General features: G+C 70.8%; 14 protein-coding genes. 1 reads left to right on the forward strand and 13 read right to left on the reverse strand.

The window, feature by feature from the left end; all coding sequences use genetic code 11:
- On the reverse strand, positions 1 to 1200 hold the full coding sequence (locus tag AB7I40_RS07090; RefSeq protein ID WP_428346290.1) for a M15 family metallopeptidase: 1200 nt from the start codon (positions 1198 to 1200) through the stop codon (positions 1 to 3).
- A gap of 4 nt (positions 1201 to 1204) precedes the next feature.
- Positions 1205 to 2614 carry an MFS transporter gene (locus tag AB7I40_RS07095; RefSeq protein WP_428346291.1) on the reverse strand — a complete coding sequence of 470 codons (1410 nt, stop codon included), beginning with the start codon at positions 2612 to 2614 and terminating at the stop codon, positions 1205 to 1207.
- 195 nt (positions 2615 to 2809) lie between these two features.
- Between AB7I40_RS07095 and AB7I40_RS07100 the strand changes: the two genes are divergently transcribed.
- Entirely contained in the window at positions 2810 to 2962 is a 153-nt protein-coding gene (locus AB7I40_RS07100; RefSeq protein WP_428346292.1) for a hypothetical protein, read from the forward strand.
- Positions 2963 to 2987: 25 nt separating this feature from the next.
- Here the strand turns inward: AB7I40_RS07100 and AB7I40_RS07105 are convergent, their stop codons facing one another.
- The 11 genes from AB7I40_RS07105 to AB7I40_RS07155 are packed head-to-tail and all read right to left on the reverse strand — an operon-like array spanning position 2988 to position 15196.
- Positions 2988 to 3722, reverse strand: coding sequence for a DUF6390 family protein (locus tag AB7I40_RS07105; protein ID WP_428346293.1), 735 nt, complete (start codon positions 3720 to 3722; stop codon positions 2988 to 2990).
- A gap of 1 nt (position 3723) precedes the next feature.
- The gene (gene hypE / locus AB7I40_RS07110) at positions 3724 to 4782 is read right to left on the reverse strand and encodes a hydrogenase expression/formation protein HypE (RefSeq protein WP_428346294.1); all 1059 of its coding nucleotides are present in this window, start codon (positions 4780 to 4782) and stop codon (positions 3724 to 3726) included.
- Positions 4779 to 5882, reverse strand: a complete 1104-nt coding sequence (hypD, locus tag AB7I40_RS07115) for a hydrogenase formation protein HypD (protein WP_428346295.1) — start codon at positions 5880 to 5882, stop codon at positions 4779 to 4781. Before hypD ends, hypE begins: the two co-directional genes overlap by 4 nt.
- A complete protein-coding gene (locus AB7I40_RS07120) occupies positions 5879 to 6175 on the reverse strand; it encodes a HypC/HybG/HupF family hydrogenase formation chaperone (RefSeq protein WP_428346296.1) in 297 nt (98 codons plus the stop codon). The genes hypD and AB7I40_RS07120 overlap by 4 nt, the downstream gene beginning before the upstream one ends.
- An 8-nt stretch (positions 6176 to 6183) precedes the next feature.
- A complete protein-coding gene (locus AB7I40_RS07125; protein WP_428346297.1) occupies positions 6184 to 6459 on the reverse strand; it encodes a HypC/HybG/HupF family hydrogenase formation chaperone in 276 nt (91 codons plus the stop codon).
- On the reverse strand, positions 6446 to 8854 hold the full coding sequence (gene hypF / locus AB7I40_RS07130) for a carbamoyltransferase HypF (protein ID WP_428346298.1): 2409 nt from the start codon (positions 8852 to 8854) through the stop codon (positions 6446 to 6448). Before hypF ends, AB7I40_RS07125 begins: the two co-directional genes overlap by 14 nt.
- A complete protein-coding gene (locus tag AB7I40_RS07135) occupies positions 8851 to 10056 on the reverse strand; it encodes an NHL repeat-containing protein (RefSeq protein ID WP_428347935.1) in 1206 nt (401 codons plus the stop codon). Before AB7I40_RS07135 ends, hypF begins: the two co-directional genes overlap by 4 nt.
- Before the next feature lie 5 nt (positions 10057 to 10061).
- Positions 10062 to 11072 (reverse strand): NifU family protein, encoded by a 1011-nt coding sequence (locus tag AB7I40_RS07140; protein ID WP_428346300.1) that lies wholly within the window; start codon positions 11070 to 11072, stop codon positions 10062 to 10064.
- The gene (locus AB7I40_RS07145) at positions 11069 to 12493 is read right to left on the reverse strand and encodes a hypothetical protein (protein WP_428346301.1); all 1425 of its coding nucleotides are present in this window, start codon (positions 12491 to 12493) and stop codon (positions 11069 to 11071) included. The genes AB7I40_RS07140 and AB7I40_RS07145 overlap by 4 nt, the downstream gene beginning before the upstream one ends.
- Positions 12490 to 13581: a hydrogenase maturation protease gene (locus AB7I40_RS07150; RefSeq protein WP_428346302.1), complete on the reverse strand. Its 1092-nt coding sequence runs from the start codon at positions 13579 to 13581 to the stop codon at positions 12490 to 12492. The genes AB7I40_RS07145 and AB7I40_RS07150 overlap by 4 nt, the downstream gene beginning before the upstream one ends.
- Positions 13568 to 15196 (reverse strand): nickel-dependent hydrogenase large subunit, encoded by a 1629-nt coding sequence (locus tag AB7I40_RS07155; protein WP_428346303.1) that lies wholly within the window; start codon positions 15194 to 15196, stop codon positions 13568 to 13570. The genes AB7I40_RS07150 and AB7I40_RS07155 overlap by 14 nt, the downstream gene beginning before the upstream one ends.
- Positions 15197 to 15223: the final 27 nt, after the last annotated feature.

The following is a 15223-nucleotide window of genomic DNA, read 5'->3' on the forward strand; positions in this document are numbered from 1 at the left end:
TCAGCCGGGCGCCACCAGAGCGTTCATCTCGAAATGCATCGGATCGGTGTAACTCCAGTCGCCGCCCCAGGCGAAGCCCCAGGACTTGAAGATCGCCACCACCGTTCGATCCATCTCGCCGACGGTCCCACGCTGGTTGCCAGGCACGTTGAGGTCCAGCGCCAGACCGAACGAATGGTTGGACAGCTTCGTGGTCCCGGCGATGAATCTCGGGTAGTAGCAGCCCGCGAACTCGGCGGGATGGATGGCGTCCGACAGCCCCGCGCGCACCACCTCGGACAGTGCCGCACGCAGTTGCGGGAAGATCAGCTTGTTGCACGTCACGTCACCCAGCAGCGGCACCGACTCGGTCCGGATGTGCGCGGTCACCCAGGCCGGGTCCGGCGCGATCCGGCCCCCCGTCAGCACGGTGTAGTTGAAGGTGCCGACCGCGTCGCCCACCGAACCGACCAGCACCGCGGTCTGCTGCACCGAGGTGTCCAGGTTGACCGTCAGGATCTGCACCGAGGCGGCCTCGCCGGCGATCTTGGTGATCTTCGGGCGCACCGACTGGGGTGATGTCTCGTCGGTCGCCACGATCAGTGCGTTGCCGACCGGCATGTCGAGCTCGGCGCCCCACGTGGTGTTGATCACCGCATCGACCTGCGGGATCTGCGGCGCCAGCGCCCCGACGTGCAGCAGCGGCGCCGTCGTCGCGGTGCCGAGCTGGAGGTAGCCGTCGGCGTTCATCAGCTTCTCGCCGAGCGCGGGAAGGATGGCGAGCTCTCCGTTGGCCACTCTGGCCCACTGCTCGTCGAGCTTCGCGCTGTTGGTGGGAGCGAAGCGTCGGTACGTCGCCGGGTCCACCGCCACGACGTTGAGTCCCTGGTTCTCCACCGTCACCTGCGCCATCGAGATCGACTCGACGTCGGTGACGCCGGGCACCTGGCGGATCGCCTCGATGGTCGCAGGCCTCAGCGAGTCCGGGGCGTAGACCAGGAGGTCGGGCGGGAGCACCCGACCCGACCAGGGCGGCGGGGTCGGCACCGCGTGCGACGGGTCCACGGTGGGTGCCGAGGTCGGCATGGTGGGAGTCGCCGACGCGGACGCCGACGAGGGTGAGCCGGAGGAGGCGGTCGGCAGGGGTGCGGACGCCGGAGAACCCGAGCAGGCCGAAGCCAGCCCGGCCACGACGACCAGCAGGATCAAGCGTCGACCCATCACCTCACCCCCTGGGGCTCAAGTGTTCCCGACTCGACAAGTCAGGGTTGCGGATCGTGAACCACGACAGGACACCACCGGCTGCCAGGAGGACCGCGCAGATGACCATCGCGCGAGCGTAGGCGGTGTCGAAGACGGCGGGTACGTCGTAGTCGATCCCCGAGAGCCCCACGGCGACCGGGAGCGCGGCGATCGCCAACAGGGACCCCGCCCGCGCCACCGCGTTGTTGATCCCGCTCGCGATGCCGGCGTTGTGGTCCGGCGCAGCGGCCAGGACCGTCGAGGTGAGCGGAGCGACCAGCACCGCCAGGCCGAGCCCCACGAGCGTCACTCCCGGGAAGACGTCGAGCCAGTAGTTGGCGTCCGGACCGACCCGCAGGAGCACCAGCGCGCCGAGCGCGATCACGAACGGCCCGATCGTCATCGGGAGCCGGGGCCCGATCCGGGCCGCGAGCCGACCTCCTCGGGCCGCCAGGAAGAGCATCGCGATCGTGATCGGCAGCATCGCGACCCCGGCCCGGAGCGCGTCGTAGCCCGACACGGTCTGCAGCTGCAGCACGACGAAGAACGAGACGGCTCCCAGGGCGGCGTACACGAGCAGGGTCATCACGTTGGCGGCGCTGAAGGTCCGCGACGAGAACAGTCCCAAGGGCACCATCGGATGCGGCGTACGCCGTTCGACGAGGACGAAGGCGAGGGCAGCGACGACTCCGACCAGGGCCGCAGCTGCCGCAGCGGACGTCCCCCACTGGATCAAGGCGTACGTCGTGCCCGCCAGCGCGAGCGCGGCCAGTCCGGCACCGGTCACGTCGAAGCGCCCCGCGGTCTCCTCGTCCCGGGTCTCCGGCACCCACCGCATCGCCACCAGCACGGTGGCCACGGCCAGGGGCAGGTTGATCAGGAAGATCCAGCGCCACGAGGCGTAGTCGATCAGGAAGCCGCCCACGAACGGCCCGATCGCGGCGGCGATGCCGCCCAGCCCCGACCAGGCGCCGATGGCGGTCGGGCGGTCGTCGGGCCCGAAGGCTCCCTGGATCATCGACAGGCTGCCCGGGGTCACCAGCGCGCCGCCGACTCCCTGAAGGATCCGGGCGAGGATGAGCACGAACGGAGTGGGGGCCAGACCGCAGAGCAGCGAGGCGAGCGCGAACCACACCACGCCGACGAGGAACACCCGCTTGCGCCCGTACCGGTCGCCGAGCGATCCACCGAGCAGGATCAGCGACGCGAGGGACAGCAGGTAGCCGTTGGTGATCCACTGCAGCTCGGCGAGGCTGGCGTCGAGGTCACGGCCGATCGTCTTGAGCGCCACGTTGACCACCGTGCCGTCCAGCAGCGTCATGCCGCTGCCGAGCACGGCTGCCGCGATGACGGCCTTCCCGGCGGTGGACCGGTAGACCACGAAGTCGCTCATCGTGGCGTCGCTTCAAACGTGCAATGGGGACTGTCCTGGGGCGACAGACCGGGACAGGTCCGGGGATGGGTCGCAGTACTGCACGTTTGAAAGCGCATGTTCATGGCAACCAGTCAGCAAACCGGATGGTGGCATGGTCGGTCGGGAACTGGGTGGCTCGCAGGATGGTCCAGGGGACGTCGCCGGTGCTGCTGGGTGACGGCACCGAAGAACTGCTGCGACTCCCTGTCGGACGTCGTGCGGATCGAGGTGACGTCGAACCCTGCAGCGGTCGCCGCCTGGACGACGCCGACCGTGCCCGTGCCGCCGGCCACAGCGATCTTCATCTGGAGCCCCCTTCACGAGTGATGACCGGCTCAAGGGTAGGCGACCGTCATGGTCGGCCCGTCGCAGGCTGGGCCAGCCCCAACAGCGTGCGCTGGCGCTCGTCATGCTCCTCGATGCGGGCGGCCTGGTCAGCGCTCAGCACCTCGCACACCCAGTCCCAGTGCAGCGACACGACCTCGCCCACCGCCGGGGCGGCGATGAGGCTGTTGCCGCCCAGGGACCAGCGCAGGGTCTCCAGGGCCGGCGCACCCGGGGTCAGCAGGGCACCGTCCCAGGCCAGGGCCGAGGACGACACGGTGACGGTCTCACCGTCCACCGCCTCCACCACGCCGCACCGGATCCGGCAGCGGTCCAGCACGCTGACCGCCGGCCCGGGGGCCAGTCCCTGCGTGAGCATCGCCGCCCAGGGATAGACCTCGAAGACCTGATAGCTGTGGTGGGCCTGGGCCCGGCCGGCGGACTCCCGCCAGGTGCCGCCGATCTGGGTGGCGAAGCGCTCCTCGAGCACCTCCACCAGGGAGGCCGAGGGCACGGAGTCGAGCAGCGGGCTGCCGATCCAGTAGGCCTCGACCACCTCTGCGGCGAGCGGGTCGGAGGTCCCCAGGACCGCCGCGAGGAACTCCAGGTAGACCCAGGCACCGTCGAACTGTCGCGCGCGCAGCTCGATCTCCGCCTCCGCACCCGGCAGCAGCATCGCCTCGCCACCCTCCGGCCCGCAGTAGCCGAGCTCGTTGGGTGGGTAGGCGTACCGCGCGAACTGGATGGCCCCCGCTGCCGACATCTCAGCAGATCCGGGGCAGTTGCTCACCCACGGGCAGGTCCACGACGCGGGTGCCGCCGAGGCCGGTCCGGGCCACGACCATGCGCGGGTGGTCGGCCACGCAGGTGCCGATCCGCCGCGCCCCGACCCCGAGGGGGTGGCGCCGCATCGCGGCCAGCATCTCGTCGGCGTGCTCGGCCGGGACGATGGTGATGAGCTTGCCCTCGTTGGCGACCTGCAGCGGGTCGAGCCCGAGCAGCCCGCATGCGTCGGCGACCTCCGGTGGGATGGGCAGGTCCCGTTCGACGATCTCGATGCCCACCCCCGACGCCTTGGCGACCTCGTTGAGGGTGGCCGACACTCCGCCACGGGTGGGATCCCGCAGCACGCGCACGTCGATCCCGGTGGCCAGCATCTCGGCCACCAGCTCGTGCAGCGGTGCGGTGTCGCTCTCGATGGTGGTGCCGAACTCAAGGCCCTCGCGGCAGCTCATGACCGCGATGCCGTGCACCCCGATGTCCCCGCTGACGATCACGGCGTCGCCGACCCGTGCCCGCCGCGGCCCGATCTCGACGCCGTCGGGCACCACACCGATCCCGGCGGTGTTGATGTAGATGCCGTCCCCACTGCCGGAGTCGACCACCTTGGTGTCACCGGTGACGAGTTGTACGCCGGCAGCCTCGGCGGCCTTGCCCACGGCCATCGCCACCCGGCCGATCTCGGCCAGAGGGGTGCCCTCGGCGAGGATGAACGCCGTCGACAGGTAGAGCGGGGTCGCCCCCGACATGGCCAGGTCGTTGACCGTGCCGTTGACGGCCAGGTCCCCGATCGACCCGCCCGGGAAGAACATCGGCTTCACCACGAAGGAGTCGGTCGAGAACGCCAGGCGCCCGGCGGGCATCGACAGCACCGCGGAGTCGCCCAGCTCAGCGTGCGCCGCGCCACCGAAGGCGGGCAGGAACAGCTGCTCGATCAGCTCCCCCGACATCGCCCCGCCACCACCGTGACCCATGACGATGTTGGGGGTGTCGCGCAGCGGCATCGGGCAGACCCATGCCTCGAAGTCCAGATCGTTGCTCATGAGACCGACACCAGCTCCAGTCGCCGATAGGTGAAGTACGCCGCGCACGCGCCCTCCGAGGAGACCATCGTCGCCCCGAGCGGGTTGCGCGGGGTGCACTCCTTGCCGAAGGCGGCGCACTCGTTGGGTTTGATGAGCCCTTGCAGGACCTCACCTGAGCGGCACAGCGCGGATTCCTCGGTGTGGATGTCGGTCACCGAGAAGCGCGTCTCGGCGTCGAACTCGGCGTAGCGCGAGGACAGCTTCCAACCGCTCTGCGGGATCATCCCGATCCCGCGCCAGGTCCGGTCGGTGACCTCGAAGACGTCGGCGAGCATCGCCATCGCCGGCAGGTTGCCCTCGTCGGTGACGGCCCGGGAGTAGGCGTTCTCCAGCACGTGCTGACCCGACTCCAGCTGCACCAGGGTGCGCCGGATCCCCTCGAGGATGTCGAGCGGCTCGAAGCCGGTGACCACGATCGGCACCTGGTACTTCTCGGCGAGCGCGGGGTACTGCGACGTACCCATCACGCTGCACACGTGGCCGGCGGCCAGGAACGCCTGCACCCGGCACCGCGGCGACTCCATGATCGCGGCGATCGCGGGCGGCACCAGCACGTGGGAGACCAGCAGCGAGAAGTTCGTGATCCCCTGCTTGCGGGCCTGGTAGACGGTCATCGCATTCGCCGGGGCGGTGGTCTCGAAGCCGATCCCGAAGAACACCACCTCGCGGTCCGGGTTGTCCCGGGCCAGCTTGAGGGCGTCCAGCGGGGAGTAGACGACGCGGACGTCCCCGCCGGCGCTCTTGATGGCGAACAGGTCCTTGCTGGAGCCCGGCACCCGGAGCATGTCGCCGAAGGAGCAGAAGATCACGCCCGGTTGCTCCGCGATGGCCAGGGCCTTGTCGATGATCTCCAGCGGGGTCACGCAGACCGGGCAGCCCGGTCCGTGGATCATCTCCACCCCGTCGGGCAGCAGCTGGTCGATGCCATGACGGATGATCGAGTGCGTCTGTCCGCCACAGACCTCCATCATGGCCCAGGGCCGGGTGGTGACGGCGTGGATCTCGTCGATCAGGCGCTTGGCCAGGTCCGGGTTGCTGAACTCGTCGAGGTACTTCATGACTGTGCTCCCGTCTGCTGGCCGGCCTGGCGGGCGGCGAGCTCGAAGCCGTCGCCGAACTCCTCCTCGAGGATGCCGAGCCGTTCGAAGTTGGCGAGGGTCTCCTGGGCGGACTTCTCGTCCAGGCGCTGGATGGCGAAGCCGACGTGCACGATGACGTACTCACCGATCTCGACGTCGGGGATGTAGGCCAGGCAGACCTCCTTGCGGAGCCCGCCGAAGTCCACCTGGGCCATCGTGGTGCCGTCCTTCTCCTCCACGGAGAGGACCCGGCCTGGGACTGCGAGACACATGGCTGCTCCTAGTTCTGTGGCGAAACGGTGGGGGCGGGCTCGAGGAGGTCGACCTCGCGCATGAGTGCGATCGTCTTGTCCGCCTCGGCCTGGTCGAGTCGGGTGAGGGCGAAGCCGGCGTGCACGATCGTGTAGTCGCCGACGTCCAGGTCGGGCAGGTAGTTGAGCCGGATCACCCGCACCTCGCCGACGAAGTCGGCGTGCGCGAGCAGCGCGCCGTCGTCGGCCTGCCAGCGGTCGATGATCCTTCCGGGCACTCCCAGGCACATGTCAGGACCTCTCATCTCGGGACTGTTGGAGGGCGCGTACGCCGACCGCGACCTGGCCGAGGGCCAGCCCGCCGTCGTTGCACGGCACCAGGCGGTGGGTGAGCACCTCGAAGCCGTCGGTCCACAGGCGTTCCTCCATGAGCCCGAGGAGCAGCCGGTTGGCGAAGACGCCTCCGGTGAGCCCGATGGTGGTGACCCGGCGGGCCGCGGCCTCCGACTCGGCCAGGTCGGTGGCGGCCGCGGCGAGGGCGACGTGGAAGGACCAGGCGAGTTGGCCCGTGGGTACGCCGTCGCGCTGGGCCCGCGCCAGCCCACGCACGAGCGGGTCCGGGTCGAGCCGGGCCAGCCCGGGGTCGGTGGAGGCCGGAAGGTCCAGCGGTACGCCGAGCGCACCGTGCTCGCGGCGCCACCGGGTCGCGGCCACCTCGAGCTCGATGGCGGCCTGGGCCTCGTAGGTGATCCGCTCCCGGATCCCCAGCATGGCCGAGACCACGTCGAAGAGCCGGCCGACGCTGCTGGTCGCGACCCAGCCCGTGTCGGAGGCGAACAACGACGGCAGCAGCTTGCGTTCGGTGTCGCTCAGGGCCTCGTCGACCGGGGTGCCGGCCAGCTCGACGCCGGCTCCCAGCATGGCGAGAGCGGCTGTGCGGACCGGGTTGCGCACGCCGGCGTCTCCGCCAGCGAGGCGCACCGTGCCCAGGTGGCCGATGCGCTCGGAGCTCAGTCCGCGATCCCCTAGCAGCAGGAACTCCCCGCCCCACACACCCGCGTCGCAGCCGTAGCCAGTGCCGTCGAAGACGACTCCGAGGATGGGGTCGTCCAGGCGGCCGTGCTCGGCCGCGAGGGCGGCCAGGTGCGCGTGGTGGTGCTGCACGTCGTACAGCTCGACGCCGAGGTCCTGCGCGAACTGCCTGGCCCACGCCCGTGAGGCGTAGCCGGGATGGCTGTCGGCCACGACCAGCTGCGGCGAGCTGCGGTGGAAGCGCAGCAGCTGGGCGGTCGCCCTCTGGTAGGCCTCACGGCTCTCCAGCGAGCCGAGGTCGCCCAGGTGGGCCGACACGAAGGCCATGTGGTCACGACCCAGGGCGAAGGTGTTCTTGATCTCGGCCCCGGCGGCCAGGACGACTGCGCCGTCGTCGGCGTCGTCCTCGGCCCCGCCGAGCAGCACCGGCAACGGGGCGTAGCCACGCGAGCGCCGCAACGGGAGGACGTCGCCGTCGTGCCAGGCGAGGACCGAGTCCTCGCAGGGCACCGCGATCGCGCGATCATGGGTGAGGAAGAGGTCGGCGATGCGGCCCAGCCGGGCGAAGGCATCGTCGTCGTCGAAGCACAGCGGTTCGCCCGAGAGGTTGCCGGAGGTCATCACCAGCACCGGTGGGGCACCGGGCGATCCGTCCGGTTGCTCGGCGAAGAGCAGGTGGTGCAGGGGCGCGTAGGGCAGCAGCACGCCGAGGTCGTCGAGTCCGGGTGCCACACAATCGGCCACAGCCGCGTCGGGGCGCCGGGGCAGCAGGACGATCGGTCGCTCCGGTGAGGTGAGCACGCCGGCCGCGTCCCCCACCTCGACCAGGCGCTCGGCGGTCTCCAGGTCGGCCACCATGACCGCGAACGGCTGGTCGGGACGCTGCTTGCGGTGGCGCAGCACGGTGGGGGCCGAGCACGACGAGGCGTCGCAGACCAGGTGGTAGCCGCCGATTCCCTTGACGGCCACGACGGCCCCACCCCGCAGGGCGGCCACGACCGCGCGCAGGGACTCCTCGGTGCCCGATGCGATCTCGGCGCCGGCTGAGTTCGTGACCCGCAGTGTCGGGCCGCAGTCGTGGCAGGCGATGGGCTGCGCGTGATGGCGGCGGTCGCTCGGATCGGCGTACTCCAGCGCGCAGTCGGCGCACATCGCGAAGGCCGCCATGGTGGTGGCCGGCCGGTCGTAGGGCAGGTCCCGGGTGATCGTGAACCGGGGTCCGCAGTTGGTGCAGGTGATGAACGGGTGCCGGTAGCGTCGGTCGGCGGGGTCGTGGAACTCGCGCAGGCAGTCCGCACACACGGCCGTGTCGGGCGGCACCATCGTCCGTGCGCCCGTTCCGCTGGTGGAGGCCTCGATGGCGAAACCGGTCTCGCCCAGGACCCGGAGGTCCACCACGGTCACGGCGAGGATCCGGGCCAGCGGCGGCGCCTCGGACTCGAGCCTCCTGGCGAACTCCGCGACCACTCCCGGGTTGCCCTCGACCTCGATGACCACGCTGGTGGCGTCGTTGTGGCAGGTGCCGGCCAGGCCCAGCTCACCGGCGAGGCGGGCCACGTGCGGCCGGAAGCCGACCCCCTGCACCACGCCGCGCACGACCAGTCGCCGGCGCACGGCGACCGACGGGCCCGGGCCGCCGGCCACGGGGACGCTCAGCGGGGTGGTCATGTGCGCTCCCAGATGACGACGCGGTTGTTGCCGGAGTCGGCGATCAGGATCAGCTCGAGACCGTCCCCGCGCCACCAGTGCAGCCCATAGGGCCAGCACAGCGTGTCGGCACCCACGGCCTCCCAGCGGTTCTCACCGTTGGCGGCGAGGGTGGGCTGGCCCAGGGCGGCGTACGGCGCCTGGTCGTGCACCGCGTCGGTGGAGGCATAGAGCAGGACCCGGTTGTTGGCGGTGTCGGCGATCGCGAGCTGGCCGTCGGCGGAGCTGACGCCGTACGGGAAGCGCAGCCGACCGGCCTGGGAGACGTAGGGGAACTCGGTGTGCCCGGTGAAGTCGTCATGGCCGAGCACGGCGTCGGCGGCGCAGTCGGTCTCGGGGTGCCGGTCCCAGCGCAGCAGCCGGTGGTTGCCGGCATCGGCCACGATGACGCCGCCGGAGCCGGTGTCGGCGAAGGCGTGCGGCCAGCGGAACGAGTCGGCGCCCACCCCGGCGCCGCGGTTCTCCTCCCGCGAACATGGGTCGGGCTGGCCGAGCACGACGTCGGCCGGCTGCCCCGGCTCGGGCAGCCCGTCGCGCCAGACCAGCACGCGCCGGTTGCCGGTGTCGGCCACGTGGAAGCGGCCGTCGATGACGGCGATGCCGAAGGGCCAGTAGAGGCTGGTGGCGGTCGGTTCGCCACCGGCGTTGGGTTCCACGCTGACGGCGTCGGGTTGGCCGAGCACGTGGTCGGGTGGCGTGCCGGTGACGGTGGGGACCGTGTCCCAGACGAGGATCCGGTGGTGCCAGGCGTCGGCGACCACGAGGCGCCCCTCGTGGACCAGGACGCCGCTGGGTAGGTGCATGCCGTTGGCCGGGCCGACCCCGCCCGCGGCGGGTCCCTCGGAGTGCTCGTCGAGCTGGCCGAGCACCACGGCGGCCGCCGCACCGTCGGTGTCGGGCACGTGGTCCCAGATGAGCACCCGGTGGTTGCCGGTGTCGGCCGCCACGACCAGGTGGCCGTCGGTCCACACGGCCCGCGGGGCATAGACGTGCGCGGACGTGGGCATCGCCGGCGGCAGCAGGAGCCCTCCGGGGGAGTCGGCGCCCAGGACGGCACGCGGACGCCAGCCGGCGTAGGTGGTGGGCGGCGAGGCGACGGTGTCGGGTACGCCGAAGCCCGGCACGACGCCCGTGTGCGTCGACCCGGTGGCGATCACCTGCACCCGCATCAGCTGCCGACCGCCCGGACCCAGACGTCGCCGTTCTCGATCCGTAGCGGCAGCTGCTGCAGCTGGGCGCCGGGCATGCTCATGCACTCCCCGGTGGCGGAGTCGTAGCAGAAGCCGTGCCACGGGCAGGTGATCGTGCCCTCGGTCGCGTCCACCAGCGCGTTGTCCAACGGCAGGCCCTGGTGGGCACACTCGTTGACGTAGGCCGCGAGCTGCCCCGCGGCGTTGACCACGATGACGTCCACGGACGGGCCGTCCGACGGGTTCAGGGTGAGCGACTCCAGCGAGCCGACGGCGATCGCCGCCGCGGGGAACCCCCGGAACCAGCCGGCCGCCTCCAGCGCGGAGCGGTCCTCGCTGGTCGAGCCTCCCTCGGTGGTCGAGCGTCCTTCGGTGGTCGAGCCTCCCTCGGTGGTCGAGCGTCCTTCGGTGGTCGAGCCTCCCTCGGTGGTCGAGCTTGTCGAGACCACACCCGGCGGCCCGATCCCGATCTCGGACAGCTGGATCAACGTGGGCGTCGGGTCGTTGGGCAGCACCTCCACACCGGTGACGCCGGGCACCCCGGCGACCAGGGCCGTCTCGACGCCGTCGCGCATCGTGACCGCGGCCATCGAGCAGCCGTTGCAGGCGCCGGTGAGGCGCACGTAGGCGATGCCGTCGCGGATGCTGTCGAACTGCACGTCGCCGCCGTGCGACTGCAGGCCGGGGCGTACGGCGTCCAGCACGGAGCGCGCCAGGGTCGCTGGGTCGGGGCGGATGATGCCGTGCATGGCGAGGACCATCCGGACCTCGGGCTCGTCCACGAGTGCGAAGAGCAGTTCCTTGCCCTGGGGGTCGTCCTTGAGCCGACGCACGATCGTGGTCAGGCCGCTCTTGTGCAGGGCGTTGAGCGCGTCCAGTGCTTCGGTCACGACCTGCTTGGGCAGCGGTTCGAGAGCGCTGATCCTCGCGGTGGCTGCGTCGAGGGCCCCGGCGAGCTCCTCGATGTCCGAGCTGACGGTCTGGGTCATCGTGAGTCCTCCGAGTTGCGCGGGTCCCGGGGAGCGGACCCGGCGGGCAGCACGGTGACGGTGGGCTTCGGCGGCGGACCGGTGAGGTCACCGGCCACGGTCATCCGCACGCCCATGCCGGAGGTGAAGGCGCCCTCACTCTGGGGCATCCGGGCCATCTGCTCGGCCTGGCGGGCCAGGTCGGCCAGGTCGTCGTCGGGGTCGGTGACCTCGGCCTTGGCGATCTCGTCGAGCACCCCGCGGACCGTCATGGCGGAGTCGTGGTCGAGCTGTTCCTCGAACAGGTAGCGGGCCTCGACCAGCTTGGCCCGGGCTTCGGAGAAGATCCCGAGGTGGGCGAGCGCGTTGCCCTGGTTGGAGAGCAGCCGGGCCCGGCCGAGGGGGTCGTTGTTGCGGATCCCGGACTCGAGCACCTCCTCGTAGAGCTCGACGGCCTCGACGAGGTTGTCGCCCTGGTGGGTGGAGGGCGTGTAGATGAGTGCGTTGGCGAGGTTGAGGGTCGCGGTGGACCAAGGGCCCGGGTAGTGCTCCGGGGTGAACACCCGCCGACAGGCCCGCAGGGCCTGGGTGGCCACCCCGAGTCGCAGCTGGTCGGAGGCCTGCGTCATCGGCGAGGCCAGGTGGGCGGTGGCGAGGTTCATCTGCAGGCTGGCCCACAGGTACGGCGCAGACTGCTCGGTCACCAGCTGAAGACCGTCGTAGTAGTCCTTCATCGCCTCCTGCAGCAGCGCCCGCGCATCCCCGCGGCCGGAGGCGGCCTCCTCGTGGGCGATGCTGCCCCGCAGGTGCAGCAGCTCGGCGCGGACGTCGCCCAGGTCGGTGCCGGTCAGGGCGTCAGCGGCCTCGGTCAGCAGGGTGCGGGCCCGTTCGACCTGGCCGTGCTCACGCAGGAGCGTGCCGGCGTTGCCCAGCAGCAGGGCGGAGAGCGCGGGCGACTCTGCCCCGGCGGCGTGGGATCCGGCGACCAGGAGGTCGGGCGCCTGCTCGGCCTTTCCGTGCTCGAGGGCGGCGGTCGCGCGGGTGGCGAGCACGAGCGCGGCGATCTCGCCGGGCAGCCCGCTCACGTCGTACGCCGGGCAGTCGACCAGCCCGATGGTGTAGCCGACGACGTCGACCAGCGGGGCGACCGAGTCCGGGAGGCCGGCGCGCACCTCGGCGAGGGACTCGCCCTCGGGCTGGAGGACCCAGCGGTTGTAGCGCGCGATCGGGTCGTCGCCGGCGAAGGCCGCCAGCGCGCCCTCGAGGTCGTCGGCGTGGGCCAGCTCGAGGCCTCTCAGCTCGTCGGGCCACGCGGCCGGCAGCCGCCCGGCCACCAGGTCGTGGCAGGCGGCCGACGCCTCCGCCGTCAGGGGGACGGCCAGCAGCAGGCCCGCGGGGAAACCGAAGGCCCCGACGGGTTGGGGGTGTTCAAGCACGGTCATCGGGAGCCTCTCGTGGAGCCCGTCGCCGGGCCGCCGTCCGTCTGATCACGTCGGCCGCCAGTTGCGCCTTCGCCTGGGTGAAGTAGCTCTGCAGCGCCCGCCGCTCGATCCCCTCCGGGGTCAGCACCAGCAGGTAGACCATCCACTGACCGCGCTCGGCCACGACCTCCGTCTGGACCTCGGTCTCCATCTGCCTCACCCGTCCCGCTCAGCAGGACTCGCAGCGCAGCGCGCGACTCGTCCCACGACACCTCGAACGTACCCGCGACCGGTGTGAACGCCAGCACCTCGTTGACCAGCAGCGACCGGTCGCCGGCGACATTGCGCTGCTTGAGGACCAGCCCGCCGTTGGCGGCACCGATGAGCGGCATCAGCACGAGGTCGCCGCCCTCCATCCGGGCGACGCACACATCGGCCGGGAAGTGGGCCGCGGCAAGTGCCGCGGGCAGGTGCAGGTAGCCGGCGTCGTTGATCTCGACCGTGTCGGTGCTCGAGGCACCCTCGGTGGTCTCGCCCCTGTCGGTGGTCGAGGCACCCTCCCCCTCGGTGGTCGAGCTTGTCGAGACCACTGGGTAGAACTCCCGCTCGATCAGTCCCATCACCGTCTCCATGCCGGCAGCCACGGGGGCACTCAGCTCGGAACCGGGCTCGAGCTGGCCGGCCTCCACGAGGAAGACGGTGATGTCGGTCGGCTTCTGGGGGCCGAGCAGCCAGCTGGAGAACGACAGCGCGTGGTCCCACCTGAAGTTGTGGGTGTGCAGGCCGTCGATCGGGGGCAGCTCGGTGAGCTCCTCGGCCGGCACCCGGTAGACGGTCCCCGGCGCGACTCCCGTGGCCGAGGCGTCGACGATGACGACACGAGCCGCGCCGCGCATCCCGAACGCGACATCCATCCCCGCCGTACCGCCGTCGACCAGGCGCACCCCGTCGGGGACGCCGCGGGTGAACAGGTGCCGGATCAGCACCGGTCCCACCGCGTCGTCGCCGCGCAGGATGTTGCCGCACCCGATCACGAGCAGCTCGCAGGGCTCCGGTGCGAAGCCGTCGTCGAGCAGCTCGTGGGGAGCTGGGCTGCTAGACCATGCCATTGATGACGAACTTGTTCAGCTCTCGTCCGGTCTTGCCGTCGTAGGCGTGCACCGTGCAGACCAGGCAGGAGTCGAACGAGCGGGCGACGTGCCCCAGCTCGACCGGGTCCTCCATGTCCACGATCGGGGTGCCCACGAGAGCCTGTTCGATCGGGCCGAGAGTGTTCTCGGAGTCGCGTGGACCGATGTTCCACGCCGTCGGGGTGACCACCTGGTAGTTGGCGATCTTGCCGTCCTCGATCACGATCCAGTCCGACAGAGCCCCCCGGGCGGCCTCGGTGGAGCCGAAGCCCTTGCCGGAGGCGTGCTCGATGGGCTTGGTGTAGAACGACCCGTGCAGGTCGATCTGGCTGAGCCAGTCCATCACCCAGCCGAAGTACTTCGGCGCTTCGTGCATGCGCGCCATCTGCCGCACGAACACCGACGGGCCGAGCTTCTCCATCATGTCGACGAACAGTGGGTCGTCGTCCTGGTGCCCGGCAGCGCCGGGGCCTGCGGCAGCCATCCGTCGGGCCAGCGGACCAGCCTCCAGCGGGATCCGGCCGAGGTCGGGGACGTCGTAGCGCGGCGACTTGGCCCACGAGTACTTGCCCTGCTCGCGACCGTTCTTCGGGTCGATCGGGTTGGTCTCGCCCTCCCACGGGTGCAGCGGCCGGTCGCCGGTGTAGAAGGAGTGGCTGACGTCCTCGGAGACCCGCAGGTGGTCGAAGTCGTGCCAGGCGCCGTCGGCGTAGATCCCGGAGCGGCCGATGAGGGCGTCCTCGCGGGTGTCGACGGTGGGGTTCTCATACATCGAGGGCTCGAAGTAGGTCCCGGTGGAGATGAAGTTGCCGCAGCCGGCGCCGTACTTGTCCAGGCCGATGTCGAGGGCGTAGCGGATGAAGAAGCCACAGTCGGAGTTGTACTGCGAGTCGTTCTCGTTGACCCACTCCTGCATGTCCTCCCAGGTCTTGATCTGCTGCCAACGCTCGATGGAGCAGCCCAGCCACTCCTTCTCCAGCCAGTTGTCCTTCCAGTGGTGCAGGATCGCGGTGGCCCGGGTGATGTCGGACAGGTTCGGCGCGCTCATCACGCCACCGGGCACCATGAACGAGCTGTGCGGCCACTGGCCACCGAAGATCGCGTAGACCTCCACCGGCTTCCCGGAGAGCACGACTCCCTTCTGGTAGGCGGTCCCGACGTACGGCGCGAAACGGCGCACGGCCTCGTCGTACATCGGTGAGCTGGCGTAGTTCTTGTTCACCAGGTCGACGGCGAACAGTGCGTAGAAGTAGCGCGGGATGGACTGCAACGTCTCGCAGGCCTGCGCGATGTTGCGGATCAGGGTCGCGTTCTGGGGCACGTGGGTGGCCCAGGCGGTGTCCAGCGCGTAGCAGGCCTTGTAGAGGTGGCTGCCGCCGCAGATCCCGCAGATGCGGGGCGTGACGATCAGGCCGGCCTGCGGGTCCTTGCCCTTGAGGATGATCTCGAAGCCGCGGAACATGGCGGCCTCGGTCCAGGCGGAGGTGACGACGCCGTCCTCGATGGTGACCCGGACGTCGAGGTCGCCCTCGACGCGGCCCAGGGGGGAGACGAAGAGGTCGACGGCCTCTTTGCCGGATTGCACTGCAGTCATTGTCAGTTCCTCTCAGACCACGACGGA

The organism is Nocardioides sp. (genome assembly GCF_050246775.1).
Lineage (GTDB): Bacteria > Actinomycetota > Actinomycetes > Propionibacteriales > Nocardioidaceae > Nocardioides.

Coding starts and splice junctions, on each gene's coding strand:
- AB7I40_RS07155 (WP_428346303.1), bottom strand. CDS start 15,196: ATGACTGCAGTGCAATCCGGCAAAGAGGCCGTCGACCTCTTCGTCTCC.
- hypF (WP_428346298.1), bottom strand. CDS start 8,854: ATGACCACCCCGCTGAGCGTCCCCGTGGCCGGCGGCCCGGGCCCGTCG.
- hypD (WP_428346295.1), bottom strand. CDS start 5,882: ATGAAGTACCTCGACGAGTTCAGCAACCCGGACCTGGCCAAGCGCCTG.
- AB7I40_RS07140 (WP_428346300.1), bottom strand. CDS start 11,072: ATGACCCAGACCGTCAGCTCGGACATCGAGGAGCTCGCCGGGGCCCTC.
- AB7I40_RS07125 (WP_428346297.1), bottom strand. CDS start 6,459: ATGAGAGGTCCTGACATGTGCCTGGGAGTGCCCGGAAGGATCATCGAC.
- AB7I40_RS07095 (WP_428346291.1), bottom strand. CDS start 2,614: ATGAGCGACTTCGTGGTCTACCGGTCCACCGCCGGGAAGGCCGTCATC.
- hypE (WP_428346294.1), bottom strand. CDS start 4,782: ATGAGCAACGATCTGGACTTCGAGGCATGGGTCTGCCCGATGCCGCTG.
- AB7I40_RS07105 (WP_428346293.1), bottom strand. CDS start 3,722: ATGTCGGCAGCGGGGGCCATCCAGTTCGCGCGGTACGCCTACCCACCC.
- AB7I40_RS07090 (WP_428346290.1), bottom strand. CDS start 1,200: ATGGGTCGACGCTTGATCCTGCTGGTCGTCGTGGCCGGGCTGGCTTCG.
- AB7I40_RS07145 (WP_428346301.1), bottom strand. CDS start 12,493: ATGACCGTGCTTGAACACCCCCAACCCGTCGGGGCCTTCGGTTTCCCC.
- AB7I40_RS07150 (WP_428346302.1), bottom strand. CDS start 13,581: ATGGCATGGTCTAGCAGCCCAGCTCCCCACGAGCTGCTCGACGACGGC.
- AB7I40_RS07120 (WP_428346296.1), bottom strand. CDS start 6,175: ATGTGTCTCGCAGTCCCAGGCCGGGTCCTCTCCGTGGAGGAGAAGGAC.